The organism is Nocardia sichangensis (assembly GCF_047200615.1).
Classification (GTDB): Bacteria; Actinomycetota; Actinomycetes; order Mycobacteriales; family Mycobacteriaceae; genus Nocardia; species Nocardia sichangensis.
The window spans coordinates 129,173-154,096 of the sequence record NZ_JBJZOK010000011.1; the positions used below are offsets into that span (position 1 = coordinate 129,173).

24 protein-coding genes, 1 tRNA gene and 1 pseudogene are annotated in these 24,924 nt (G+C 68.5%); 7 read left to right on the top strand and 19 right to left on the bottom strand.

Annotated elements, in window-relative coordinates; genetic code table 11:
• Nucleotides 1-52: 52 nt before the first annotated feature.
• The 7 genes and pseudogenes from ACL03I_RS17645 to ACL03I_RS17675 all read right to left on the bottom strand — a co-directional run bounded on the left by ACL03I_RS17645 (nt 53) and on the right by ACL03I_RS17675 (nt 8,356).
• On the bottom strand, nt 53-1,729 hold the full coding sequence (locus ACL03I_RS17645) for a DUF885 domain-containing protein (RefSeq protein ID WP_356967823.1): 1,677 nt from the start codon (nt 1,727-1,729) through the stop codon (nt 53-55).
• A gap of 224 nt (nt 1,730-1,953) precedes the next feature.
• Nucleotides 1,954-2,649 (bottom strand): ABC transporter ATP-binding protein, encoded by a 696-nt coding sequence (locus ACL03I_RS17650; protein ID WP_245562527.1) that lies wholly within the window; start codon nt 2,647-2,649, stop codon nt 1,954-1,956.
• Nucleotides 2,650-2,811: 162 nt separating this feature from the next.
• Nucleotides 2,812-3,768, bottom strand: a pseudogene (locus ACL03I_RS17655) (ABC transporter ATP-binding protein); the annotation flags it as partial.
• The gene (locus ACL03I_RS17660) at nt 3,765-5,183 is read right to left on the bottom strand and encodes a branched-chain amino acid ABC transporter permease (RefSeq protein WP_412806491.1); all 1,419 of its coding nucleotides are present in this window, start codon (nt 5,181-5,183) and stop codon (nt 3,765-3,767) included. The gene ACL03I_RS17660 and the pseudogene ACL03I_RS17655, both read right to left, overlap by 4 nt.
• Nucleotides 5,180-6,217 carry a branched-chain amino acid ABC transporter permease gene (locus tag ACL03I_RS17665; RefSeq protein ID WP_355078248.1) on the bottom strand — a complete coding sequence of 346 codons (1,038 nt, stop codon included), beginning with the start codon at nt 6,215-6,217 and terminating at the stop codon, nt 5,180-5,182. The genes ACL03I_RS17660 and ACL03I_RS17665 overlap by 4 nt, the downstream gene beginning before the upstream one ends.
• 93 nt (nt 6,218-6,310) lie before the next feature.
• Nucleotides 6,311-7,552 carry a branched-chain amino acid ABC transporter substrate-binding protein gene (locus ACL03I_RS17670; RefSeq protein ID WP_379255589.1) on the bottom strand — a complete coding sequence of 414 codons (1,242 nt, stop codon included), beginning with the start codon at nt 7,550-7,552 and terminating at the stop codon, nt 6,311-6,313.
• Between the two features lie 186 nt (nt 7,553-7,738).
• Entirely contained in the window at nt 7,739-8,356 is a 618-nt protein-coding gene (locus ACL03I_RS17675; protein ID WP_039797267.1) for an ANTAR domain-containing response regulator, read from the bottom strand.
• 224 nt (nt 8,357-8,580) lie between these two features.
• On the opposite strand from ACL03I_RS17675, the gene ACL03I_RS17680 reads away from it, so the two are divergent.
• A tRNA-Leu gene (locus tag ACL03I_RS17680) sits at nt 8,581-8,667 on the top strand.
• A 106-nt stretch (nt 8,668-8,773) separates the two neighbouring features.
• Here the strand turns inward: ACL03I_RS17680 and ACL03I_RS17685 are convergent.
• On the bottom strand, nt 8,774-9,175 hold the full coding sequence (locus ACL03I_RS17685) for a MerR family transcriptional regulator (protein ID WP_355078249.1): 402 nt from the start codon (nt 9,173-9,175) through the stop codon (nt 8,774-8,776).
• Between the two features lie 93 nt (nt 9,176-9,268).
• On the opposite strand from ACL03I_RS17685, the gene ACL03I_RS17690 reads away from it, so the two are divergent.
• The 4 genes from ACL03I_RS17690 (at nt 9,269) to ACL03I_RS17705 (ending at nt 12,236) form a co-directional block, all read left to right on the top strand.
• The gene (locus ACL03I_RS17690) at nt 9,269-10,054 is read left to right on the top strand and encodes an amidohydrolase family protein (protein ID WP_412806492.1); all 786 of its coding nucleotides are present in this window, start codon (nt 9,269-9,271) and stop codon (nt 10,052-10,054) included.
• A 224-nt stretch (nt 10,055-10,278) separates the two neighbouring features.
• Nucleotides 10,279-10,791 (top strand): monooxygenase family protein, encoded by a 513-nt coding sequence (locus tag ACL03I_RS17695; RefSeq protein WP_364430433.1) that lies wholly within the window; start codon nt 10,279-10,281, stop codon nt 10,789-10,791.
• Between the two features lie 245 nt (nt 10,792-11,036).
• The gene (locus ACL03I_RS17700; protein ID WP_355078252.1) at nt 11,037-11,657 is read left to right on the top strand and encodes an arsenate reductase/protein-tyrosine-phosphatase family protein; all 621 of its coding nucleotides are present in this window, start codon (nt 11,037-11,039) and stop codon (nt 11,655-11,657) included.
• 153 nt (nt 11,658-11,810) lie between these two features.
• The gene (locus ACL03I_RS17705) at nt 11,811-12,236 is read left to right on the top strand and encodes a hypothetical protein (protein ID WP_412806493.1); all 426 of its coding nucleotides are present in this window, start codon (nt 11,811-11,813) and stop codon (nt 12,234-12,236) included.
• A 9-nt stretch (nt 12,237-12,245) separates the two neighbouring features.
• On the opposite strand, the gene ACL03I_RS17710 is transcribed toward ACL03I_RS17705, so the two are convergent.
• The 11 genes from ACL03I_RS17710 to ACL03I_RS17760 all read right to left on the bottom strand — a co-directional run bounded on the left by ACL03I_RS17710 (nt 12,246) and on the right by ACL03I_RS17760 (nt 23,779).
• A complete protein-coding gene (locus ACL03I_RS17710; protein WP_412806527.1) occupies nt 12,246-13,058 on the bottom strand; it encodes an acyl-CoA thioesterase in 813 nt (270 codons plus the stop codon).
• Nucleotides 13,059-13,150: 92 nt separating this feature from the next.
• On the bottom strand, nt 13,151-14,569 hold the full coding sequence (gene pyk, locus ACL03I_RS17715; protein WP_355078254.1) for a pyruvate kinase: 1,419 nt from the start codon (nt 14,567-14,569) through the stop codon (nt 13,151-13,153).
• Nucleotides 14,570-14,672: 103 nt separating this feature from the next.
• The gene (locus ACL03I_RS17720; RefSeq protein ID WP_355078255.1) at nt 14,673-15,341 is read right to left on the bottom strand and encodes an amino acid ABC transporter permease; all 669 of its coding nucleotides are present in this window, start codon (nt 15,339-15,341) and stop codon (nt 14,673-14,675) included.
• A gap of 12 nt (nt 15,342-15,353) precedes the next feature.
• Nucleotides 15,354-16,079, bottom strand: coding sequence for an amino acid ABC transporter substrate-binding protein (locus tag ACL03I_RS17725; RefSeq protein WP_356967892.1), 726 nt, complete (start codon nt 16,077-16,079; stop codon nt 15,354-15,356).
• A gap of 207 nt (nt 16,080-16,286) precedes the next feature.
• Nucleotides 16,287-16,787, bottom strand: coding sequence for a TM2 domain-containing protein (locus ACL03I_RS17730; RefSeq protein ID WP_412806494.1), 501 nt, complete (start codon nt 16,785-16,787; stop codon nt 16,287-16,289).
• 231 nt (nt 16,788-17,018) lie between these two features.
• Entirely contained in the window at nt 17,019-18,143 is a 1,125-nt protein-coding gene (gene lgt, locus ACL03I_RS17735; protein ID WP_412806495.1) for a prolipoprotein diacylglyceryl transferase, read from the bottom strand.
• Nucleotides 18,144-18,346: 203 nt separating this feature from the next.
• Entirely contained in the window at nt 18,347-19,147 is an 801-nt protein-coding gene (gene trpA / locus ACL03I_RS17740; RefSeq protein WP_355078258.1) for a tryptophan synthase subunit alpha, read from the bottom strand.
• Entirely contained in the window at nt 19,144-20,409 is a 1,266-nt protein-coding gene (gene trpB, locus ACL03I_RS17745; RefSeq protein ID WP_356967806.1) for a tryptophan synthase subunit beta, read from the bottom strand. The genes trpA and trpB overlap by 4 nt, the downstream gene beginning before the upstream one ends.
• On the bottom strand, nt 20,406-21,224 hold the full coding sequence (gene trpC, locus ACL03I_RS17750; RefSeq protein WP_039797261.1) for an indole-3-glycerol phosphate synthase TrpC: 819 nt from the start codon (nt 21,222-21,224) through the stop codon (nt 20,406-20,408). Before trpC ends, trpB begins: the two co-directional genes overlap by 4 nt.
• 183 nt (nt 21,225-21,407) lie before the next feature.
• On the bottom strand, nt 21,408-22,223 hold the full coding sequence (locus tag ACL03I_RS17755; protein WP_355078260.1) for a TIGR02234 family membrane protein: 816 nt from the start codon (nt 22,221-22,223) through the stop codon (nt 21,408-21,410).
• Nucleotides 22,220-23,779 carry an anthranilate synthase component I gene (locus ACL03I_RS17760; RefSeq protein WP_355078261.1) on the bottom strand — a complete coding sequence of 520 codons (1,560 nt, stop codon included), beginning with the start codon at nt 23,777-23,779 and terminating at the stop codon, nt 22,220-22,222. Before ACL03I_RS17760 ends, ACL03I_RS17755 begins: the two co-directional genes overlap by 4 nt.
• A gap of 189 nt (nt 23,780-23,968) precedes the next feature.
• Here ACL03I_RS17760 and ACL03I_RS17765 point away from each other — a divergent pair, with 189 nt between their 5' ends.
• Both ACL03I_RS17765 and ACL03I_RS17770 read left to right on the top strand, forming a co-directional pair.
• A complete protein-coding gene (locus ACL03I_RS17765) occupies nt 23,969-24,280 on the top strand; it encodes a hypothetical protein (RefSeq protein ID WP_355078262.1) in 312 nt (103 codons plus the stop codon).
• Nucleotides 24,281-24,415: 135 nt separating this feature from the next.
• A complete protein-coding gene (locus ACL03I_RS17770; protein WP_412806496.1) occupies nt 24,416-24,871 on the top strand; it encodes a peroxiredoxin in 456 nt (151 codons plus the stop codon).
• Nucleotides 24,872-24,924: the final 53 nt, after the last annotated feature.

Genomic DNA, 24,924 nt, shown 5'->3' on the forward strand with positions numbered 1-24,924 from the left:
CGGGACCGGATTCCGGTCCGCGGGGCGCGAGTACCGGTCGCGCCCCGCGCCGTCAGAGTGTGCCCGCCAGTTCCCGCAGCACCGGCAGACTCACCGATCCGGAGCCGAGCACCACGTCGTGGAAGGCCTTGATGTCGAAGTCCGCGCCGAGCCGCTCGGTGGCCGCCACCCGCTGGCGCAGGATTTCCAGCTGCCCGATCTTGTAGCCGACCGCCTGCCCCGGCATCGCGATGTAGCGGTCCACCTCCACGGTGATCTCGGCCAGCCCAACCGGCGCGTTGGCCACCATGAAGTCGATCGCCTGCTGCCTGCTCCAACCTTTCGCGTGCAGGCCGGTGTCGACCACCAACCGGCAGGAGCGCCAGGAATCGCCCGCCAGCATGCCCAGGCGGCCGAGATCGTCCTCGTACAAACCCATCTCGTCGGCAAGCCGCTCGGTGTAGAGCGCCCAGCCCTCGACGAACGCGGTGTTGGCGAAGGACTGGCGCTGGAAACGCGGCAGGTGATCGAGTTCGTTGGCGATGGTGAGTTGCAGATGATGACCGGGGATCGCCTCGTGGTAGGCCACCGACGCGGTCTCGAAGCGCCCACGGCCGGTGGGATGGTGCTGGTTGACGAAGTACGTGCCCGGCCTGGACCCGTCGGCGGCCGGCGGGAAGTAATACGCCGCAGGCGAATCCGCGGCCAGGAACTCCGGCACCGGGACGATGTCGCAGGACTCCTTCGGCAGGCGCCCGAACCAGTTCCCCATTTCGGCGGTCGCCACGGCCAGGGCGCGGCGGGCGTCGAACATGATCTGCTCGGCGTCGTCGTAGCGCAGCGCGGGATCGTCGCGCAGCCGACCGAAGATCGCACCGAGATCGCCGGTGCCGAACAGGCGCGCGCCCACCGTCGCGTATTCCTCGCGCAGCTTCGCCAGCTCGGCGAGGCCGAGTTCGTGGATCTCGTCGGCGCCGAGATCGGGCAGCGTGGTGTGGTGGCGCAGCAGCCGCCGGTAGATGTCCTCGCCGTCGGCGCCGAGCCAGCACAGGCCCGGCTGGTCGTCGGGACGCGCGGCGGGCAGCAGTTCGTCGTACAGCGCGTCGCGGTAGACCTGGAACGCAGGCCGGATGACATCCCGCGTCACCTCGGTCAATTCGGAGCGCCACGCGGCCTCGCCGTCCCAGCCCTCCGGACCGGCGAAGGTGACGAACGGATCGGCGGCCACGTCGGAATCCAGGTAGCCGTCCAGCTGATTGAGCGAGCGCTCGATGGCGATCCGGGCGGGCGTGCGGCCCGCGGCCAGTCCCGCGCGGAACCGCTCCACGGCCTGGCCGAGCATGTCCCCGAACTGGCGGTAGCGGCGTACCAGCGCCAGCGCGTGCTCCGGCCGCGGCGCGTTCGTCTGCGGCGCCACCATCAGCACGCCCGCGTGCACGCCGTTCATCTGGTCGGAGGCCAGTTCCAGCGGCCGCCACTCCAGATGCTCGACCGCACCGTTCAATTCGGTGCGCAGCAAGCTGCGGGTGATGCGGTCGCCCTGGCTCAACCCCTCGGCGTCGAGCGCGTCGACCGCGCGCAGCAGATCGCGCCAGGTCGACAGCAACCGCTGTTCGGCGTCGACGGACAGATCCTCGATCCGATCGTCGAAGCGGCGGTCGCCGAGCAGGGTCGCCTCGCTCGGCGCCGCCTCGAGGACGCTGTCCCAGTACCGCTCGGCCAAGCTCATCAGCTCGTCGTGACCATCCATGGTCACGATCATGCCTCGAGCCAGGCCGCGCGGCACCGGAGTCTGCGGCGAGCCAGGCGAAGCCGCCCCAGCGAAGGCGGAGGTACGCCTCAACGGCGCAGCCGGACGAAGTCCGTCCTCAGCCCGCGCATGGCCGCAGCGAAGGCGGAGGTACGCCTCAACGGCGCAGCCGGACGAAGTCCGTCCTCAGCCCGCGCATGGCCGCAGCGAAGGCGGAGGTACGCCTAGCCCACGCCGAGATACGCCGATTTCACCGCGGGATCGGTGAGCAATTCCGCGCCGCGGCCGGTCTTGGTGACCTCACCGGTCTCCATGATGTAGGCGCGGTCGCTGCGGGCCAGCGCCTGCTGCGCGTTCTGCTCCACCAGCAGCACCGTGGTGCCCTGCTGGTTGATCTCGCCGATGATCCGGAAGATCTGCTGGATCACCATGGGCGCCAACCCCATCGACGGTTCGTCGAGCAGCAGCAGCCGCGGCCGCGCCATCAGCGCGCGGGCGATGGCCAGCATCTGCTGCTCACCGCCGGAGAGCGTGCCGCCGACCTGCTTGCGCCGCTCCAGCAACCGGGGAAAGAGCTCGAACACCCACTCCAAGGTCCGGTCGTACTCGGCCTTCTGCTTGAAACCTCGTCCGTAGCAACCCATGTCGAGGTTTTCCTGCACCGTCATGCCGGGGAAGACGCCCCGGCCCTCCGGCGCTTGGATCAACCCGTGCAGCACCCGCTCGTGCGCCTTCATCTGGGTGATGTCGCGACCCTCGAACAGGATCCGGCCACGCGTCAACGGCAGCAGTCCCGACATCGCGCGCATCGTGGTCGTCTTGCCCGCGCCGTTGGCGCCGAGCAGGGTGACCAGCTCGCCCTCCGCGACGGTCAACGAGATCCCGTGCAGCGCTTGGATCCTGCCGTAGTTGACGACCATGCCCTCGACTTCGAGCAGCGGTGTGCCCGCTGCGGTCTCGCGTGCCGTCTCCGCCACCGGCTCGGTGGCCGCCGCCTTGGCGAGCGGCACCGCATCCGGCTCGGGCCCGGACGGCGCGACATCCCCGGACGCGCCGTCTTCGCCTGTGGCGGAGCCGGTTTCGACCGCTTCGGCGTCCGGCACGCCGAGATACGCGGCGATCACGGCGGGGTCGTCCTTGATGTCCCCGGGGAGCCCGTCGGCGATCTTGCGGCCGAACTCCAGCACCACGATCCGGTCGGTCACGCCCATCACCAGCCGCATGTCGTGCTCGATGAGCAGCACGGTGAACCCGTCGTCGCGGATCTTGCGGATCAGGTCCATGAGCGCGGACTTCTCGCTCGGATTGAACCCGGCCGCCGGCTCGTCCAGGCACAGCAGCTTCGGCTCGGTGGCCAGCGCGCGGGCGATCTCCAGGCGACGCTGGTCGCCGTAGGACAGGTTGCGCGCCTTCTCCACCGCGCGCGGAGCGATCCCGACGAACTCCAGCAGCGCCATACCGCGCTCGATGGCGTCGCGTTCCTCGCGCCGATGCCGCGGCGTCCGGAACACCGCGCCCGGCACCGAGGTCTTGTGCCGCGCGTCGGTGCCGACCACGACGTTCTCCAGCGCGGTCATCTCACCGAACAGGCGCACGTTCTGGAACGTGCGGGCGATGCCGAGGCGAGTGATCGCGTTGCGTTTGGTCTTGGTCAGCGGTTTGCCGTCGAAGTAGACCAGTCCGGAGGCGGGTTGGTAGACGCCGGTGATCGCGTTGAAGCACGTGGTCTTGCCGGCGCCGTTGGGTCCGATGAGACCGAGGATCTCGCCGCGGCGGATCTCGAAGCTCACCTGGTCCAGCGCGGTGAGCCCGCCGAACTGCACCGTGAGGCCCTCGGTCCGCAGCAGCGGCGCACCCACCGCGGTCTCGATCTCGCGGCGCGGGGCGACCACTTCCGCCACGGTCTCCGCGTCGGCGAGTTCCGGGATCACCTGGGTGACGTCGACCGTGCCCGCGGACTCGGCCTGTGGCTCGGCAGCGTAGCCCGCGGCCATGTCCTCGTTGTCGAACAGCGCGTCGCCCGCACCCGGCCCGGTCATCGGCCCGCTCCGATCGGCTCGACGGGGGCCGGTCTGCGCACGGCCTGGTACACCTGCCTGCCGTAGGTGAGCAGCTTCTGCCGCACCGGGAACAGACCCTGCGGACGCAGAATCATCATCACCACCAACGCGATGCCGAAGTACAGATATTTGAGGTCGCCCAGCGACTGCGCGCCGCCCTTGCGGAACAGCAGCACACTGCCGAGCAGCAGCAATGCCAGCACGCCGGTCACCACCATCGCGGTGATCACGCCGCGCCGCGGCCATACGCTCAGCCGGCCCGACCACAGCCGCCACGCGACGATCAGCGCGACGAACACCGCGACATCGATCGCCAGCAGGACGTACCCGGTCGACTCGTTGCTCACCAGGTTCACCGACTGCAACCTTGCGGGCAGATAGGCGATCACGAACGCGCCGAAGATCACCCCGAGCTTGTTGCCCTGCCCGCCGATGACCACCGCGCACAGGAACAGCATCGAGTTGATGATGTTGAACCCGGTGGGATTGATGAACTGCACCTGTCCGGCGTAGATCGCGCCGGACATGCCGCCCACCGCGGCGCCGATCATGAACGCCCACAGCTTGAACTTGAACGTCGGCACGCCCATGATCTCGGCCGCGTCCTCGTCCTCGCGGATGGCGACCCAAGCGCGGCCGACGCGGCTGCGCTCCAGGTTCCCGACCAAGAGCAGCACGAGCACCACCAGCACCATGCCGAGCCAGTACCAATAGGTGCCGTAGCCGGCGCGGTCGAGCAGGTCGGCGCTGTCCGGGTTGCCGCTGTTGCCGCCGGAGAACACGCCTTCCGGTCTGCTCGCGGACTCGCCGACGTGCGGGTACGCGACACCCGACAGGCCGAGGCTGCCGTTGGTGATCTCGGTGAGGTTCTCCGCGAGCAACCGGACGATCTCACCGAAGCCGAGCGTCACGATCGCCAGGTAGTCGCCGCGCAGGCGCAGCGTCGGCGAACCGAGGATCAGACCGGACACCGCGGTCACCGCGACCGCGATCGGCAGGCACGCCAGCCAGGCCCATTTCGGATCGAGCCAGCCGCCGTCGGTCTGGTTCCACGGGCTGTTGGGGCTGGTGAGCAGGCCGACGGTGTAGGCGCCGACCGCGTAGAAGCCGACGTAGCCGAGATCGAGCAGGCCCGCCTGCCCGACCACGACATTGAGGCCGATGGCCAGCAGCGCGTACATCGCGACCTGCGCCATCACCAGGCCGAAATTGTAGGAAGGGGTGTTCAGCAGCGGCGGCGGGAACAGCGGGAGCAAGGCGAGCAGGAGCAGGATCGGGACGCCGACGCCCCACTGCGCGGGCCTGCTCAAGCCGTCCCACCAGGTCCGGATCGCGTCCCCGAGGCCGCGGCGCGCGGGGTCCGGCGTGGACGCCGTCGTAGTCGTGTCGGTCATGCGCGCGCCCTTCCGAGACTCTCGCCGAGGATGCCCGTCGGGCGAACCATCAGCACCAGAACGAGCACCACGAACGCGACCACGTCACGCCACTCGGTGCCGAACAGCATCTGGCCGTACTGCTCCACCACGCCGAGCACCAGACCGCCCAGCAGCGCGCCGCGCAGGTTGCCGATGCCGCCGAGCACCGCGGCGCTGAACGCCTTGATACCGAGGATGAATCCGCCGGAGTAGATGATCCCGTTCGGGATCTTCAGCGTGTACAGCATCGCCGCCGCGCCCGCGAGCACGCCGCCGATGAGGAAGGTCAGCATGATGACCCGCTCCCGCGAAACGCCCATCAACGTCGCGGTGTCGGGATCCTGCGCCACGGCGCGGATACCGCGCCCGAACTTGGTCCGGTTGATCAGGACCTCGGTGACGATCGCCAGCGCCACGGCCGCGATCACGATGAGCAGCATGATGTTGGTGACGTCCGCGCCGCCGAAACTGAACTGCACGGTGGGCTCGACGAGCCGGATGGCCTGCTGCGCGTTGGTGCCGCCGAGATCGGGGCGGATCTTCGGCAGCACGAAGTGCACCAGTTCCTGGAGGACGAACGACATGCCGATCGCGGTGATCAGGAAGGCCAGCGGCTTGGCGCCGCGCTTGCGCAGCGGACGATAGGCCACCCGCTCCAATCCGACGGCCGCGCCGCCGGATACGAGCATGCCCACCACCATCGCCAAGCCCAGGTACACGACCGTGAGCGCCACGCCCTGGGTGTAGGCGTCGGGGCCTGCCGTGAATCCGAAGATCATCAATCCGATCAACTGGCCGAACAACCCGAGCATGAAAATTTCCGAATGGGCGAAATTGATCAGCCGCAATACGCCGTACACCAAGGTGTAGCCCACGGCGACCAAGGCATAGATGGCGCCATAGGTCACGCCGTCGACGGTCAGCCGCCAGAAATTATCGATCAGCCCCTCGTAGTTGAAGTCGACCGAGCCGGCCGCGAGTTGTACCCCGGCGGCCAATGCCGTTTGTTTCATTTATTTCTGCCCTCATCCATTCGCCCACCGAACAACGGCACGTACGGGGATTCGTCCGAATCCCCGTACGTGCCGTGCGCCCGGGATCCGGGGCTACTTGACCTCGTACACCCAGATCAGCGCGTTCGACAGTTCACCGTTCGGGTTCCACTTGTACTGACGCGCGAGGCCGGCACCGTCGTACGTCCGCACATAGTCGAGCAGGTCCGGGCGGGTGACCTTCCCGCCGTCGATGCCCTTGGCCAGGATCGTGGTCAGGTCATAGGCCTCGACCGAGTAGACGCCCGGCGCCTGACCGTTGAGCGCCTCGTAGTCCTTGGCGAACTTCTCCGGGGCCGGACCGCACGGGCACGACAGCTTCGCGCCCTTGGCCGCGCTGCCCGCCTGGGCGACGAACTGCGGGTCGTTGGTGCCGTCGGCGGAGACGAAGACCGCCTTCACGCCACCGGACTTCAACTGCTGGGCCAGCGGCGCGGCCTCGGAGTAGTAGCCGGAGTAGAAGATGGCGTCCGGATTCGCCGCCGCCACCTTGGTGACCGTCGCGGAGAAGTCCTTGTCGCCCTTCTTGATGCTGGCCGCGCACGCCGGGTCGGCGGCGGCGCCGAGGCCTTCGGTGATGGACTTCGCCAGGCCGGTGCCGTAGTCGGTGTTGTCCTGGATGACGCAGACCTTCTTGTAGCCGGCACTGTTGACCAGGTACTTCGCCACCGAGGGACCCTGCACGTCGTCGTTGGCCAGACCGCGGAAGAAGGTGGTCCAGCCGTTCTGGGTCAGCGTCGCGTTGGTCGCCGACGAAGTGACCGACACCAGGCCCGCGTCGCTGAGGATCTTGCCGGTCGCCTTCGTCTCACCGGAGAAGGCGGGACCGACCAGGCCGATGATCGAGCGGTCGTTGACGATCTGCGGGATCACCTGGGTGGCCTTCTGCGGGTCGCCCTCGGTGTCGAACTGCTTGAGCTCGATCTTGCAGCCGGGGTTGGCCTTGTTGTGCTTGTCCAGGGCCAGCTTGACGCCGTTGACGATGTTGATGCCGAGCGCGGCGTCGGGGCCGGTCAGCGCGCCCGCCATCGCGATGGCCGTGCCCGGCGCGCAGGTCGCCTTGCCGTCGCCCGCGGGATCGGCCGCCGTTGCCGCGTCGGCCTTCGGCACTTCCTTGCCCTGCTGGTCGACCTGCAGAACCGGCTGGATGGAGAGGCCGCCCGCCCCGCTGGTACCCGAGGAATCCGAACCGCTGCTGGTGGATTTGTCGCTACAACCCGTCAGCACCAGCGCGGCGGCGGCGCCGACGGCCAGAACAGCTCGCGTCGAGCGACTGCGCCATGTCGAACTAAGCACGTTTCACCTCATCTAAGTTCTGTGCTCCCCCGGGATCGCCGAGGAGGCCGACTCACATCAGCCCGGTCAGAACATAGCGTCGGTACGTTAGTTCCGCATCACATTCGGATCATGCGCGCGACATCGTTTCGAATTCTTGTTCACGACTACGTTTCGTTCGCGTAAATTTTCCCGCGAACGGCGCCGTCACTTCGGTGTCAGGTTCTCCAGCACTACCTCGGCGACCGCCTTCATCGTCGTGCGGCGGTCCATTGCGGTGCGCTGAATCCACTTGAACGCCTGCGGCTCCGAAAGGCCCTGCGTCTGCATCAGCACACCCTTGGCACGCTCCACCAGTTTGCGCGTCTCGAGTCGCTCGGCGAGATTCGCGACCTCGCTCTCCAGCGCGGTGATCTCGTGGAAGCGACTGGCGGCCAATTCGATGGCGGGCACCAGATCCGATTTCGTGAACGGCTTCACCAGGTAGGCCATCGCACCCGCGTCACGGGCCCGCTCCACCAGATCGCGCTGGCTGAACGCGGTCAGGATGACCACCGGGGCAACGCGTTTCGACGCGATCTCCGCCGCCGCGTCGATCCCGTCACGGCGCGGCATCTTCACGTCCATGATGACCAGATCGGGCCGGTGCTCGACGGCGAGGTCCACCGCCTGCTGGCCGTCACCCGCCTCGCCGACCACCTGATAGCCCTCTTCGGTCAGCATCTCGACCAGATCCATGCGAATGAGCGCCTCGTCCTCGGCGACGACGACCCGCTTCGCCCCGGCGTCCTTCTTGGTGCCGGCGCCCCCAGCTGCTGTGCTCATAGGTAGACCCCTCTGGTTCCGATGCCCTGTACCCGACCCAACCAAAGGAAAGCCGCGCTCGCACGGGGCGAGCTCCGGCCATCCTTCGGGCTGTCGAGTGATGTAAAGAGTACCTTTCACTTCGGCATAGAACGCATATACCCTGCGCAAACCGCGCCTCCGCGCCGTTCGGGCCAACCCATTTCCGTCCACGCCACCCGACCCGCTATAGTTCCACCCGGTGCGCCGAGTTGGCGGAACTGGCAGACGCGACGGTCTCAAAAACCGTTGTCCGAAAGGACGTGTGGGTTCGAGTCCCACACTCGGCACCAAGGTGGAACGCGATCTCTGCGATTGCCACTCCCTGATTCCGTCACGCGGCCCCCGCCGAGCGCAAGCGCGGTGCCACACCACGTGATGCCACGGCCACGCCTCCGCCTAAACGTCCGGCGTCGTCGGCTGCCGCAGCTTCGGCCGTGGTTGCCGTGCTTCGGCGTCTTCGGCGGTTCTGATCACCTCGCGAAGGGTTTCCCGGGCCTGCGCCAGGTCGGTCGCACGGTGATCGAGCCGGACCAGCTGGGTGCGTAGCTTCTCCAGCACCCCGGGGCAAGGGCGCAGGGAGCCCTCGTCCAGAGCGCAGGGCAGCACTTGTCGAACCAAGCGCGTCGACAGGCCCGCGGCCAGTAAGGCCCGGATCTGCCGGACGGTCTGTTCCGCGGTGCGGTCGTAGTCGCGGTAGCCATTGGCCTGCCGCTGCGGTGTGAGCAAACCGGCGTGCTCGTAGTAGCGCAGCTGACGTTCGCTGGCGCCGGTGCGTTCGGCCAATTCTCCGATCAACATGCGACGTCACTCCCGATCTCTTGACCTTGCACTGCGTCAACCTTCAACACTGCACCCGCGGCCCTATTCCTCGAACGCCACGGGAGGCATCCCTTGATCATCGACGCGCACAGCCATGTTCACGACCCGGTGCGGACTCATATCGAACTCATGGACGAAGCGGGAGTGGACCGGGCGGTGCTGTTCGCCACACGTCCGCATCCGGAACGGGCGACCGATCTCGTGTCGCTCCGAAACGAGATGAGCGCTTTGACCGCCGCCCTCGACGGGCGCAGGAAAGACGCCGACAACTACCGCCTGGCGTGGCAGGAACTCGACGCGGCGCTCGCGGCATATCCCGATCGTTTCATCGGCTTCGGCACGGTGCGGCTCGATCTGCCCGCGTCGGAGATCGCCGAGTACGTGTACCGCGAGGTGGTCGGCCGAGGCCTGCGCGGCATCGGCGAACTGACACCACAGCCCGACAACGCGGCGCGGATCGAACCGGTCCTGCGAGCCGCCGCCGACCACGGGGGCCTTCCGGTGGTGGTCCATGGATTCGCCCCGACCACGGCCCGGGACTTGAGAACTCTGGCGGACCTCGCACGTCGGCATTCGACCGTTCCACTGATCATCAGCCAGATGGGCGGGCTCAACTGGCTGTCGGCCATCGAATTGGTCCGTGAAATTCCGAACATGTACCTCGAACTGTCCACCGCCAACGTCATATTCGCTGTTCGGCTCGCGATCGACGAAATTCCCGACCGTACTCTGTTCGGCTCGGACGCCCCCTACGGCGACCCCTTCCTTGCTCGCGCCACGGTGGAACGCGTCACCGCTTCGGGCGAAGTGCGGGAACGTGTCCTCGGCGAAACCATCGCCCGGCTACTGCAACTCTGACGCCGACCGGTCACTGCGATGGCTACCGCCGACACCCGCCGAAGCCGTGATCGACACGCCCCGGCCACTGTCGCAGCCAACCGTGTACCAGCGGATGGCGATGGGTACTCGACGGCCGGGGCGATATCGCGGATGGCGAGCATGCGTCCTCATCGAACCGATCCGAGTGTCGAATCGTTGTCCCTGTGGCGGCATTCGACATCCGGGGCCAGCGGAGGTATGCGATGCGAGTGAACAGGACCACCGTGGATCTGTCGGAGTATCCGGATCTGGTGGTCATCTATATCGGCATGCGGGTGCGGCGGCCTCGGGGGATGCTGCGGTTGCTCGGGCTGGGGCCGAAACTCTATCGCTCGCATAAGGATCGTCCGGACGGGTTGCTGCTGCACGAAGATCTCGTGTGGGCGCTGTTCCCGCCGCATTGGGGCGCACGGCAGTACTGGCGTGATCTCGAGAGCCTCGAAGCCTGGACCCGGACGGCGCCACATCGGGACTGGTGGCGGGAGTTCCTGCGCGACTCCGGCGGCACCGGCTTCTGGCACGAGGCGTACTTCGCTCGTGGCGGCATCGATGCCATGTACGACGACATGGACCCCGCGACAGGACTCGCGCGGTTCGCGCCCGTGGTCGCCTCGCGCGGTCAGCGCTTCTCCACTCGCGGTCGGGTCCAGGGCAGACCGGCCGGGGTCGAGCCCGTGGTGAGCGAAAACGTTTACTACGGCAGCGAATCCGAGTAGCCTGCGCGCGCTGTCATATCACGAAGCAATCACAATGCAGCGTTTGAATGCCTGCGTGCCGGGGTACAGCAAGAAGGAGAATCGAACAGCACCACTCCTCGAAGTGACGTACGTCGCAGGCCAGAGGCCGGAAGCGGCGCGCTACGTGTACGGCGCGCTACGAGCAGATGAATATGTTGTTCCCACATGTGGGACTAACGACTCATGCCCTTCTGATAGCCTCTGCGCCGTTTATCGTTATCGGTATGCACGTCTTGTTCGTCTGCAACGGCAACGTTTGCCGTTCGGTGATCGCCGAGCGGCTCACGCGCGCCCTCGCGGTCGAACACGATCTCCCCTACCTCACCGCCGAAAGCGCGGGAACCCGTGCGCTGGTGGGATTTCCCGTCGAGCCACTGGCCGCGCAGACCATCACCGGGCTGGGCGCCGACGCGAGCAACTTCCGGGCACGTCGCCTGAAGCCGGAGCTGGTCGACAAGGCCGACCTGGTGCTCACGATGACCGAGCAGATCCGCGACCAGGTGGTCGACCTGGCCTTCGGCGCCGGAGCGCGCACCTTCACGCTGCTGGAGGCCCATCGCATCGCGCACGTCACCGGCGCGCGCACGGTCGCCGAATTGCACCGGGCGCGCAACGATCTGTCGCTGGTCGGCCGGGAGAACATCGCCGACCCGGTCGGGCTGTCCCCCCAGGCGTTCTGCGAGGTCGGCGACCGCATCGCCGAGGCGCTGGTGCCGCTGCTGCTCGCGCTCGCCCCGCACGAGCAGCCGCGCTGGCCGCACGACGAGCGCCGTGGACTGGTGATCCGCCCCGGCGGCGCACCGGCGCCGCTGGCGACATTCCTCGCCGCCCAACGCACCCGGTGACCGCGGGCGAAAACCGCACGCGACAGCGCACGCAGCCGTCGCGTATCGAACCTGTTATCAACGGGCTGTGTTCATTTCCGCATCGGACGCACTAAACTCCCGCCGGACAACACTCTCCGCCGTTGCTGGTTCGACACAGGACAGGAATCAGACATGCCGAAACGCATTTCGGATGTTTCGCTCCATGTTTATGTGACACCGGAAACTCTCGAACGCGTCGTCGACACCGTGCGCGAGGTGGTCGACGACCATCTCACCGACCGGGACGTGTTCGCCTGGCGCTTCACCCTGCCGGTCGACGCCGACGACCCGGCCCACGCGGCTCTCGAGAGCCGCTGCCCCGCGGATCCGCCCGGCGACCGCTCGGACCGTCGCGGCACCTACGAGATCGCGCTCAGTCTGGTCGGCGCACCCGACCAGCTGACCGACGACCATATGGCCGCACTGGAACGCCAACTGCTGCAGCGCATCTCAGGGCTGGCGCGAACCGAGCCGGGATCGGATATCCCGATCTCGATCCGCGCATCGCAACGCACCGACGTCGATCTCGACATCGATCGCGATCTCGAACTGCTGTAACTCCGGACCTCAGCGCCGCGAGGGGAAGTGGCGGATGAGTCCCTCTTGCACCGTGGTGGCCAGCAGATCGCCGCTGCGGGAGTAGAAGCGGCCGGTCGCCAGGCCACGGGAGCCCGCGGCCACCGGCGATTCGGTGCAGTACAGCGCCCACTCGTCGAAACGGAACGGGCGGTGGAACCAGATCGAATGGTTGACCGTGGCCGCGACGATGCGGTCCAGACCCCACGACAGCCCGTGGGTGGTGATGATCGAGTCCAGCACCGTGGTGTCGGACGAGTAGCCCAGCGTCGCCACATGGATCAGCGGATCGTCGGGCAGTCTGCCGTCCGCGCGCATCCACACCCGGTTGTGGTTGAGCCGCTCCCCCGTGCCCTTCAGGATCCACGCCGGATCGTTGGTGTAGCGCATGTCGATCGGATGCGGCGCCTTGACGAACATCTCCAGCTTGTCCTCCAAGCCTTCGAAGCTCTCCTCGACCCGCGGCAGTGTCTCCGGGTCCGGCACCTCCGGCTGGGCGTGCGCGTGCTCGAGTCCCCTGCCCCAGTCCTGGAACGCGGCGAGCATGACGAACAGCTCCTGGCCGTCCTGGCTGGCGGTGACCGTGCGGTTGGCGAACGCCCGGCCGTCGCGATGACGGTCCACCCGGTACTCGATCGGCTTCTTCACATCGCCGCCGCGCACGAAGTGCGCGTTGACCGCGTGCACCGGCCGGTCGCCGACCGTGCGGCCCGCGGCGACGATCGCCTGCGAGACGAGCTGACCGCCGAAGGTACGGCTCCACACCTTCTCCGGGTGCTGGCCGACGAACACGTCCTCGTCCATCTGCTCGAGATCGAGCAGGGCAAGCAGCACATCCAGGTCGGAACGCTGCGTGCCGTCCGCGACGTCGACGGGGCTGCTCAGGGAAGCACTCACTAATGGTCCTCCTCACCGATTCGGTGAACGTGGATCAGGTTGGTGGAACCGACGGTACCGGGCGGCGACCCGGCGACGATGACCACCAGGTCACCCTTCTGGTATCGGTCCATCGACAAAAGTGCTACATCCACCTGGTGGATCATCGCGTCGGTGCTGCTCACGGTCGGCACGATGAAGGTCTCGGTGCCCCAGGTGAGCGCCAGCTGGCTGCGGACCTCCGGCAGCGGCGTGAACGCCAGCAGCGGCAGCGGGGTGTGCAGGCGGGCCAGGCGGCGCACCGTGTCGCCCGACTGGGTGAACGCGACCAGCGCCTTGGCGTTGAGCCGCTCGCCGATGTCGCGGGCGGCGTAGGAGATCACGCCGCGCTTGGTGCGCGGCACGTGGGTCAGCGGCGGCACCCGGGTCGACTCGGTCTCCACCGCGTGCACGATGCGCGCCATCGTGCGCACCGTCTCGATCGGGTACTTGCCCACCGAGGTCTCGCCCGACAGCATCACCGCGTCGGCGCCGTCGAGCACCGCGTTCGCGACGTCGGAGGCCTCGGCGCGGGTGGGGCGGGAGTTCTCGATCATCGATTCCAGCATCTGCGTGGCGACGATGACCGGCTTGGCATTCTCGCGGGCCATCTGGATGGCGCGCTTCTGCACGATCGGAACCTGCTCCAGGGGCAGCTCGACACCGAGGTCGCCGCGCGCGACCATGACCGCGTCGAAGGCCAGGACGACGGCCTCCAGGTTGTCGATCGCCTCCGGCTTCTCCAGCTTGCCGATCACCGGCACCCGGCGGCCCACCCGGTCCATCACGTCGTGCACGAGCTCGACATCGGACGGGGACCGCACGAACGACAGCGCGATGAAGTCCACGCCGAGCTTCAGCGCGAATTCCAGGTCCTCGATGTCCTTCTCCGAGAGCGCGGGGACCGACACGTCCATGCCCGGCAGCGAGACGCCCTTGTTGTTGGAGACCGGCCCACCCTCGGTGACCCGGCAGACCACGTCGTTGCCATCGACGCGGGTGACGATGAGGCCGACCTTGCCGTCGTCGACCAGCAGGCGATCGCCGGGCTTGGCGTCCTGCGCGAGTTCCTTGTAGGTGGTGGACACGCGGTCGTGGGTCCCGTCGATGTCGTCGACGGTGATGCGGACCTCTTCACCCGTCGCCCAGACGGTCTTGCCTTCCAGGAAGCGGCCGAGGCGGATCTTGGGACCCTGCAGGTCGGCGAGAATGCCGACCGCCCGGCCGAGGTGGTCGGAGGCCTGACGCACCTTCTTGTAGTTCTCGGCATGGTCCGCGTGCTCGCCATGGCTGAAGTTCAGCCGAGCCACGTCCATGCCGCTCTCGACGAGTTCGCGGATACGGTCCTCGGTGGCAGTGGCCGGTCCGAGCGTGCACACAATCTTCGTCCGTCGCATCACGGGTAGAGCCTAGTCCCGCTCGGTGGGCAGGTCCCGCCGTGGCCATGGTGAATCCTTGGTGAAAAAAATGAACGACAGCTCCATAGCAGGTACAAACGGATATTCAGCGAGCGACATGACGGGCCAACCTCGTTTCCAGCCGGGTCTGCCCGAACCCGAGGATCAGGCAGATCACCCAGTAGTACAGCGCCGCGACTCCGTAGAGCGCGAAGAAGTCGAAAGTGGGGGCGGCGGCGAGCTGGGCGACGCGCAGCAGTTCGGTCACCAGGATGGTGGAGGCCAGTGAGGTGTCCTTCACCAAGGAGATCAAGGTGTTCGACAGCGGCGGCACGGCGATGCGCGCGGCCTGCGGCAGGATGACCAGCCGCAGCATCATCGGGTACGACATGCCGAGCGCCTGCGCCGCCTCCCATTGCCCCGTGGCGACGCTCAGGATGGCGGCGCGCACCACCTCGGCCGCGTACCCGCCGACATTGAGGCTGAACGCGATCACCGCGGCGGGAAAGGGGTCGATCACGATGTCGAACTGCGGCAGCGCGTAGAACACGATGAACAGCTGCACCAGCAGCGGTGTGCCGCGAATGAGGGAAATGTAGAAGCGGGCCGCCGCCGACAACGGCCGCACCGGCGACATCCTGGCCAGCGCGACGAACAACGCGAGCGCAAGGCCGATGGCGAAGCTGATGGCGGTGAGCGGAAGGGTCTTGGTGACGGTGGCCTGCAGCATCGGCCACAGGTTGTGCCAGATGAGGTCCCGGGTGGCGGCGTCCATGAACGATGTCGGCTACTGGCTGACGTCTGTCCCGAAATACTTCTCGGAGATCTTCGCCAAGGTGCCGTCGGCGCGCAGCTGGTTCAGCGCGTTGTCCACATCGGTGATCAGCGCGTCGCCCTTGCGCGCGGCGAACGCCTGCTTGCTCACCGATCCGGTCCGGCCCGCGATCTTCACGCTGGTGTCGCCGGTCTTCTTGGTGTATTCGGCGACGGCGAGATTGTCGTTGACGGTGGCGTCCACGCGGCCGTTCTTCAGCAGCTGGATGGCCTGCACGAAACCTTCGACGGCCTCGACCTTCGCACCCGCGTCGGTGGCGACCTTGCTCCAGTTGCTGGTGGCCGACTGCGCGCAGGTCTTCCCGTTGAGATCGGCGAGACCGGTGACGGCGTTGTTGTCGGCGCGGGTGACGATCACGCCCGCCGATGTGGTGTAGGGCGCCGACAGCGCGTACTTGACCGTGCGCTCGTCGTTCACGGTCACCTGGTTGGCCACCAGGTCGAAGCGCTTGGATTCCAGGCCCGCGAAGATGGCGTCCCACGGAGTCTGCACGAACTCGACCTTCTTGCCGAGCTTGGCACCGACCGCCTGGATCACCTCGACGTCGTAGCCGGTGAGCTTGCCGTCGGAGCCCTGGAAACTGAACGGGGAGTAGGTGCCCTCGGTGCCAACCTTCAGCACATTCGGGTCGCTGTCACCGCACGCGCTCAGTCCGGTGGCGGCGACGATGGCGAGCATGACGGCGGCGAACAGCTTGCGACGCACGGAACCCCTCTCTTCGGTGCGTGGAGCTCCACACACGGCACGCGAGTCCGGTCATGCTACGCCAGGATTTTCGCCGGCGACAGTATCGCGATCACGATGCGCGGAACGGTTGTGCTCGGCGCACTACACCGCGGAGGCGGGGCTGCCCGCGCCCGCCTCCGCGGTCTGCCGATGCCGCGATCAGTCGCGCAGCGGGCGACCGTCGCTGTCCGGTACCTTGCCGGTGAGCATCAGGATTCCGTCGACGACGCCCCAGATCCAGCCGACGGTGAAGCAGGTGAGGACGCTCACCACCAGCTGGGCGATGCCGAGGCCGGTGTACCCCAGGTAGAAGCGGCCGACACCGAAACTGCCGAGGAAGATCTGCAGCAGGCCCGCGACCAGTTTCTGCTTGTCCGACAGCGGAACACCGAACGGGTCGCGGCCCCAGGGCGCCTCCGGGTCGTTCGGGTTGTAGCCCTGCGGGCCGACCGGGTACGGCGCGGCCGGGTAGCCACCGGGCTGCTGGCCGTAGGCTCCGACGGGCTGGCCGTACTGGGGCTGCTGGCCGTAAGGGTCCGGCGGCAGGCTGTACTGCGGCTGGCTCTGTTCCTCCAGCGGCTTGGTCAGGTCAGGGCCGGTGCCCGGCGGGCCGTACTGCGGGCCTCCGGCGCCCGGATTCTGCTGGTAAGGGTCGGTCACTCATGTCCTCCTCATTAGTGCGGGCACCCTCTTGTCGGCCCCCGGCCTCACTGGATCACCGAACCGCGGCTCGTCACGATCACGAGTCATTGTCACCGGGAACGACCGGGTTGTCGCCCCCGGAGCGTTCGGCGCTACCAGTGGTTATCGCGGCGGATCGCCCGATCGTTGCCGCGGAGGAGAGTCGAGGCCGCCCGCGACGGATCGGGCCGTCGCGGCGACCGGCGGCGATCAGCCCTTGTCCGACGCGGCCGTGCCGGAATTCGTTTTCGCCGAACCGTTTTCGGAGCCATCGGGATGTCCGCCCAGCTCGGCAGCGGACGTCCCGGTCTCGGCTGCGTCGGCGGCGGACCCAGCCTTCTCGAATTCGCCGGTACCCGAGGACTTCTCGGTCGGCGCCGCTGCTGCGGCACGCAGCGCGCGGAGCTGCCACGGCCACGGCCGGGGGCTCGCGCCGGGTTGCAACTGCTCGGGCGTCTCGCGTCCCTTGGTGGCGAACACGAAGTAGGCGATCGCGGCCAGGAACACGAGGGCGGAGGTGAACGAGTTGATCCGGATGCCCGCGATCCTCGTCGCCTCGTCGGCGCGCATCAGTTCGACGAAGAACCGTCCGAAGCAGTAGCCGGCGACGTACAGCGCGAACAGCCGTCCGTGACCGATCCGGAAACGCCGGTCCACGTACACCAGCAGCACGACGACCAGCAGGTTCCACAGCAGCTCGTACAGGAAGGTGGGGTGCACGATCTTTTCGACCACGCCGGTGGAGCCGCCGTTCATCATGTCGAGCTGACCGTCGTCGCCCACCCGCCGGTAGATCTCCAGGCCCCACGGCAGGTCGGTCTCGCGCCCGTAGAGCTCTTGGTTGAAGTAGTTTCCGAGCCTGCCGATGGCCTGCGCCAGCAGGATCGGCGGCGCGACCGCGTCACCCAGAGCGGGCAACGGGATCTTGTATACCCGGCAGCCGATCCACGCTCCGATGCCGCCCAGCAGCACCGCACCCCAGATGCCGAGCCCGCCTTGGTAGATCTTCAGCGCGTCGACCGGGTGGCCGCCCGCGCCGAAGTATTTCTGCCAGTCGGTGGCCACGTGGTAGAGCCTGCCGCCGACCAGGCCGAACGGCACCGCGAACATCGCGACGTCGAGGATCGCGCCGGGCTGGCCGCCGCGAGCGCGCCAGCGCCGTTCGCCCCACCAGATCGCGACGATGATGCCGAGGATGATGCACAGGGCATACGCCCGCAGCGGGAACGGACCGAGCTGCCAGACGCCGCGCGCGGGGCTGGGGAGGTAGGCCAGCACGGCGCCGCTGACGCCGCCGTCGGCCAGGACACTGTCTGCGAGGACTCGTAACGTCACGGGGCCACCGTAGCGGAGATGCTCGACCGGCCCGCCACCACCGCACCGCCCTCGCCGCGTCGGGGTTCGCCGAAGACGCCCAGAGCACGCCCGTGCCGAGCCCGGATCATGGCGATTCGGCGGCTACCGGGTCCGAAGTCCGGAAGTCGGAGCCCGTCGGACGGGCTTCGAAACCGTGCGCTGCGCCGGACTGCGACCGGTTGCTAGGACGCGACGGTCGCCGACCGCACGCCTTCGGCCAGCTCCGCGGTGAGTGCTCGCACCGCGTCCAGCCCTCGGCCCGCCGCGCTCACCAGCGCCGAGCCGACGATGACGCCGTCGGAGTAGGACGCGATCTCGGCGGCCTGCTCGCCCGAGCGGACGCCGAGGCCGACGCCGATCGGGATGTCGGAGTGGGCCCGGATCCGCGCGCACAGGGCGGGTGCGGCCGAGGACACCACGTCCCGCGCGCCGGTCACGCCCATGGTCGAGGCCGCGTAGACGAAGCCGCGACTGGCCTCCAGCGTCTTCACCAGGCGTTCCTCGGTGGACGACGGCGCGACCAGGAAGATGCGGTCCAAGTTGTGCGTGGACGAGGCGATGAACCAGTCGTCGGCCTCTTCCGGAATCAGGTTCGGGGTGATGATGCCCGCGCCGCCCGCGGCGGCCAGATCCCGCGCGAAGCGATCCACGCCGTACTGGAGCACGGGATTCCAGTAGCTCATCACGACGGCCTTGCCCCCGGCTTCGGTGATCGCCTCGACCACCGCGAACACGTCGCGCACCCGCACACCGCCGCGCAGCGCCTGTTCGGCGGCGGCCTGGATGGTCGGGCCGTCCATCACGGGATCGGAGTAGGCGACGCCGACCTCGACGATGTCGCATCCGGCTTCGACCATCGCGCGCACGACCTCGATCGAACCGGCCAGGTCGGGGTAGCCCGCGGGCAGGTAGCCGATCAGTGCCGCGCGGCCCTCGGCTCGGCAGGCGGCGAAGGTGTTCGCCAAGCGGGACTGCTGGCTCACCGGCCCTCCTCCTTCGGCTCGTCGAACAGCCCGAACCACCGCGCTGCCGTGTCCATGTCCTTGTCGCCCCGGCCGGAGAGGTTTACCAGGATGATCGCGCCCTCGCCGAGTTCCTTGCCCAGTTGCAGGGCGCCTGCCACCGCGTGCGCCGACTCGATCGCGGGGATGATGCCCTCCTTGCGACTGAGCAGCAGCAGGGCGTCCATCGCCTCGGTGTCGGTGATCGGCCGGTATTCGGCGCGGCCGACGTCCTTGAGGTAGGCGTGCTCGGGTCCGACACCCGGATAGTCCAGGCCCGCCGAGATCGAATGCGACTCGATGGTCTGGCCGTCCTCGTCCTGCAGCAGGTACGAGTAGGCGCCCTGGAACGCTCCCGGCGTCCCGCCGGTGAATGTGGCCGCGTGCCTGCCGGTGTCGACGCCGTCACCGGCCGCTTCGTAACCGATCAGCCGGACGTCGGGGTCGTCGAGGAATGCGTGGAAGATGCCGATGGCGTTGGATCCGCCGCCGACGCAGGCGACGACCGCGTCGGGCAACCGACCGGTGGTGGCTTGCACCTGGGCGCGGGCCTCCAGGCCGATGATGCGCTGGAAATCGCGCACCAGCATCGGGAACGGGTGCGGGCCCGCGGCGGTGCCGAAGCAGTAGTAGGTGTCGTCGGCGTTGGTCACCCAGTCGCGCAGCGCCTCGTTGATGGCGTCCTTGAGCGTCTGCGAACCGGAGGTCACCGAGATCACCTCGGCGCCGAGCAGGCGCATCCTGGCCACGTTGAGCGCCTGGCGCGCGGTGTCGACCGCGCCCATGTAGACGACGCAGTCCAGGCCCAGCAGCGCGCAGGCGGTCGCCGTGGCGACGCCGTGCTGGCCCGCGCCGGTCTCCGCGATCACCCTGGTCTTGCCCATCCGCTTGGCGAGCAGCGCCTGGCCGAGCACATTGTTGATCTTGTGCGAGCCGGTGTGGTTGAGGTCTTCGCGCTTGAGCAGGATGCGGGCGCCGCCCGCCTGCTCGGACAGCCGCTTGCACTCGAACACCGGCGACGGGCGGCCGGTGTAGTCGCGCTGCAGCCGATCGAGTTCGTTGAGGAAGGAGTCGTCGAGCCGGGACTTCTCGTACTCGGCGGTGACCTCCTCGATGACGGCCATCAGCGCTTCCGGCACGTGCCTGCCGCCGTAGACGCCGAAGTGCCCGCCCACGTCGGGCTCGTGGCCGCTGCGCTGGGCGACGCCGTCGCTGGCCTGAGGTACCGCCGCCACGCCGGTCACCGACCCCGCCGTGCCGGCTTCGGGCAGGACGGGTGGGTGCCCGCGGTCACCAGCTCGGAGACCGCCGCGCGGGGGTCGCCACTGGTCACCAGCCCCTCGCCGACGAGCACGGCGTCCGCGCCCGCGCCCGCGTAGGCCAGCAGGTCGGCGGTGCCGCGGATGCCGGACTCGGCGATCCGGATGACCTCGGTGGGCAATCCGGGCGCGATCCGCGCGAACACGTCGCGGTCGACCTCGAGTGTCTTGAGGTTGCGGGCGTTGACGCCGATCACCGACGCGCCCGCCTCCAGCGCGCGGTCGGCCTCCTCCTCGGTGTGCACCTCGACCAGCGCGGTCATGCCAAGCGACTCGGTGCGGTCGATCAGGGAGGACAGCACGTCCTGTTCCAGCGCCGCGACGATCAGCAGGATGACGTCCGCGCCGTGCGCGCGCGCCTCGTGGATCTGGTACGGGCCGACGACGAAGTCCTTGCGCAGGATCGGGATGCTCACCGTGGCGCGGACCGCGTCCAGGTCGTCCAGCGACCCGTTGAAGCGGCGGCCCTCGGTGAGCACGCTGATGATCCGCGCGCCACCGTCCTCGTAGGCCTTGGCCAGACTCGCCGGGTCCGGGATGTCCGCCAGCTCGCCCTTGGACGGACTTGCTCGCTTGACCTCGGCGATCACGCCGATGCCGTCCTCGAGCAGCGCCGCGCGGGCGTCCAGCGGCGCGGGAGCCGCCGCGGCGGCCGCCTTGACCGCCTGGAAGTCCAGCAGGGCTTCCCGAGCGGCCACATCCGCGCGGACCCCGTCGAGAATCGAGTCGAGTACCGTCATCTGGCTCGAATCCTTTCTGGGGAGACGGACTTGCTACCTGAGAATCCCCCCAGGCGCTGTCTCACCGATGCTGTCAAAGAATAAATGGACCTACCGGGCGCGTTCGCGCCGGGGCTGGGGTTGAACCATGCGGAAGGGCTCCGCGCAAGGTGGCACCCGCCACACCCGCCGCGCGGAGACAGCTCAGCGGCCACGTCGGCCCGCCTCGCCCGGGTCGGAATCTTCTGGGGACGCCTGCCCGGCCTGCGGTTCGTCGGTCGGGTCGGTGCCCGCGTCCAGCGCGTCCCACAGCACGCGCTCGGACAGCTGAGGTGCCGACCGGTCGTCCGGAGACTGCGCGCGCCGCTGCGTGACCTCGGCCGTGGCGGCGGCGCGCCGGAAGACAGGGTTGTCGTACTTGCCGGACAGCCGCGCCGTCTCGGCGGGCATGCGGGCCAGCAGGGCGCCGGCGCCGAACGCGGCGATCGCGCCGAGCAGCGCGAGCACGGCGGGGAACGCCGAGGTGGTCGCCGTCTCGACCTGCGCGCGCGCCGGGAGCTCCGCGAGCTTCGCGGCCCGCTCGGCGGTCTTGCCGGAATCGGTCAGCAACGCGAACGCGGGTACCGCGGCCACCGCGGCGACCAACGCGATCAGCACGCCGACCACGCGACGCAACCAGCCCTTGGTGGCCAGCACGGCCGCGATCGAGGCGAGCAGGACCAGCGCCAGCGGTGTCAGCGCGCCGAACCACACGCCGCCGTTCAGATGATCGGTGCGGGGCTGGGTCAGACCGTCCGACGAGGTGACCGTCACCCAGGTCATCCGGGACGACGCCCACAGCGCGGCGGCGGCGAGGGCGAGCAACGCCACTGGAGCGACGGGGTAGTTGCGGCGCGAATGGCCTTCCGCGCTCGCCGATCCGGCCGAGCCGTCGGCCGCTGGAACGGCTTGTGGCCCCGCGGTGTCCGGGGTCGGTTCTCGCGCTCGGTCCGGTTCGTCTCCGGGATGGGCAGCCGTCATCGCGTGCCGCCGTCCGCCGCGCCGGGTTCCGTGCCGTAGGCCCGCACCGTTCCGGCCGCCGCGATCGCCTTGAGCACCGCCATCGCCTTGTTGCGGGACTCCACGTCCTCGTACTCCGGGTCAGAGTCCGCGACGATGCCCGCGCCCGCCTGCACGTAGGCCGTGCCGTCCTTCAGCAGCGCGGTGCGGATGGCGATGGCGGTGTCGGCGTCACCGGCGAAGTCCAGGTATCCGACGACGCCGCCGTAGACGCCGCGCCGGGTCGGCTCGAGTTCCTCGATCAGTTCCATCGCGCGCACCTTGGGAGCGCCGGACAGGGTGCCCGCCGGGAAGCACGCCCGCACCGCGTCCAGCGCGATCCGTCCGGGCGCCAACCGGCCCGACACCGTCGACACGAGGTGCATGACATGGCTGTAGCGCTCGATGTGCCGGTACTCGGTGACCCGCACGGTGCCCGGCTCGCACACCCGGCCCAGGTCGTTGCGGCCGAGGTCGACGAGCATGAGGTGCTCGGCGTTCTCCTTCTCGTCGGCGAGCAGGCCCTTCTCCAGCAGCAGGTCCTCCTCCTCGGTGCCGCCGCGCCAGCGGGTGCCCGCGATCGGATGTGTCGTCGCCACACCGTCTTTCACGGTCACCAGTGATTCCGGACTGGAGCCGACGATGGAGAACGCGGTGCCGCCAGCGCCGTCCGGGATGTGCAGCAGGTACATGTAGGGGCTCGGATTCGACGCGCGCAGCATCCGGTACAGATCGATCGGCGCACCGTCGTAATCCATCTCGAAACGCTGGGACAGCACCACCTGGAACGCTTCGCCCGCCTCGATCTCCTTGACCAGGCGGCGCACGCCCGCGCCGAACTCCTCGGTGGTGCGCTTGCGCCGGTATCGCGGCTCGGGCCGGTCGAACACCGACACGGTGGAGTCGGCGGGCGCGCCGAGCGCGGCGGTCATCCGGTCCAGGCGGGCCACCGCGTCGTCGTAGGCCTCGTCGACGCGCTCGGCGGTGCCGTTCCAGTTCACCGCGTTGGCGATCAGCGTGATCGCGCCCTCGTGGTGGTCGAACGCGGCCAGGTCGGTGGCGAGCAGCAGCACCATCTCCGGCAGTCGCAGATCGTCCAGCGCCAGGGCGGGCAGCCGCTCGATCCGGCGCACCGCGTCGTAGCCGAGGTAGCCGACCATGCCGCCGGTCAGCGGCGGCAGCCCGGGCAGCCGCTCGGTGCGCAGCAGCTCCAGCGTCTCGCGCAACGCGACCAGCGGATCGCCGCCGGAGGGCGCGTCGGCCGGGACATTGCCCAGCCAGGCCGCCTCGCCGTCCACGACGGTCAGCGCCGAGGGGCTGCCCGCGCCGATGAACGACCAGCGCGACCACGACCGGCCGTTCTCCGCGGACTCGAACAGGAAGGTGCCCGCCCGGTCGGCCGCGAGTTTGCGGTAGGCCGACAGCGGAGTCTCCGAGTCCGCCAGTACCTTTCGGGTGACCGGGACCACCCGGTGCTCCGCGGCCAGCTGATGGAACTGCTCGCGGGTCGTGGTGGTGGGAGTGGACGCGCCTGCCATGTACTCATCATCCCAGGCCGGACCGACCGGCGATTGAGCGGTGCCGCCGACGCGGCGACCCGGCGCGACAAACCCGACAAATCAGGTCGACCGTCCGGTTCCCACGCGGTCGCCGAAGGTGTGGCGAGGCTCACTACACTCGCGGCGTTCCACGTCGCATGCGGTATCCATCTCGAGAGGAGACAACTGATGTACCCCTCGCAATCGGTAGCGCCCGAGGGTTCTCGGCACATCCCGAACCACAGCGTCCCGCGCCCGCACGCCCCGCGCACCGGGGGCACGAGTCATCCGGCCTACCAGCAAAGCGCCCCGGCCAACGCGCTCGCGTCCTTCGTCACCTACGTCAAAGCACTGGAGTCCCTCGACAAGAACCGCTTCCCCGACGAATACGCCGTCCACAGCGACCGCATCAAAGAGCTGAGGCCGTTCCTGCGGGCCCACGGCATCCTCGATGTGATGGCGATCAAGAACCCTGAGGTGGCGGCGCTCATCGGCGCGTAGCCGCCCTGCCCCTCGGCTCGTGCCCGATGACCGGCGCCGCGATCGGATCGCGGACAGCGCACGGCGGGCACGAGCACCAGGTCCGGCGCGCACGAAATACCCGATTCGACCGACCGCGCGGTAGTGTTCCCGGGTATGCAGCAAGGACAGCTCGCCCCTGATTTCGAGCTTCCCGATCAATCCGGCACTCGCCGCTCGCTCGACGCGCTGCTGGCGGACGGCCCTCTGGTCCTCTTCTTCTATCCCGCGGCGAACACGCCCGTCTGCACGGCCGAGGCCTGTCACTTCCGTGACCTCTCCGCCGAATTCGCCGCACTCGGCGCCACCTGTGTCGGCATCAGCACCGACAACGTGGACACCCAGGCCGGGTTCGCCGAGAAACAGCGCCTCGGCTACCCGTTGCTCTCCGACGCCGACGGCGCCGTCGCCGCGAAGTTCGGTGTCAAGCGCGGGCTGCTGGGCAAACTCGCACCGGTGAAGCGGCAAACGTTCGTCATCGACACCGACCGCACCATCCGCAAGATCATCACCGGCGAGCTGCGCGCCGCCGTCCACGCCGACGAAGCGCTGAACTACCTGCGCAACCGGTAGACGAGCGCTGTCGGGCAAGCCCTTCGCATGGCCACAGACAGCGAAGGCCGGAG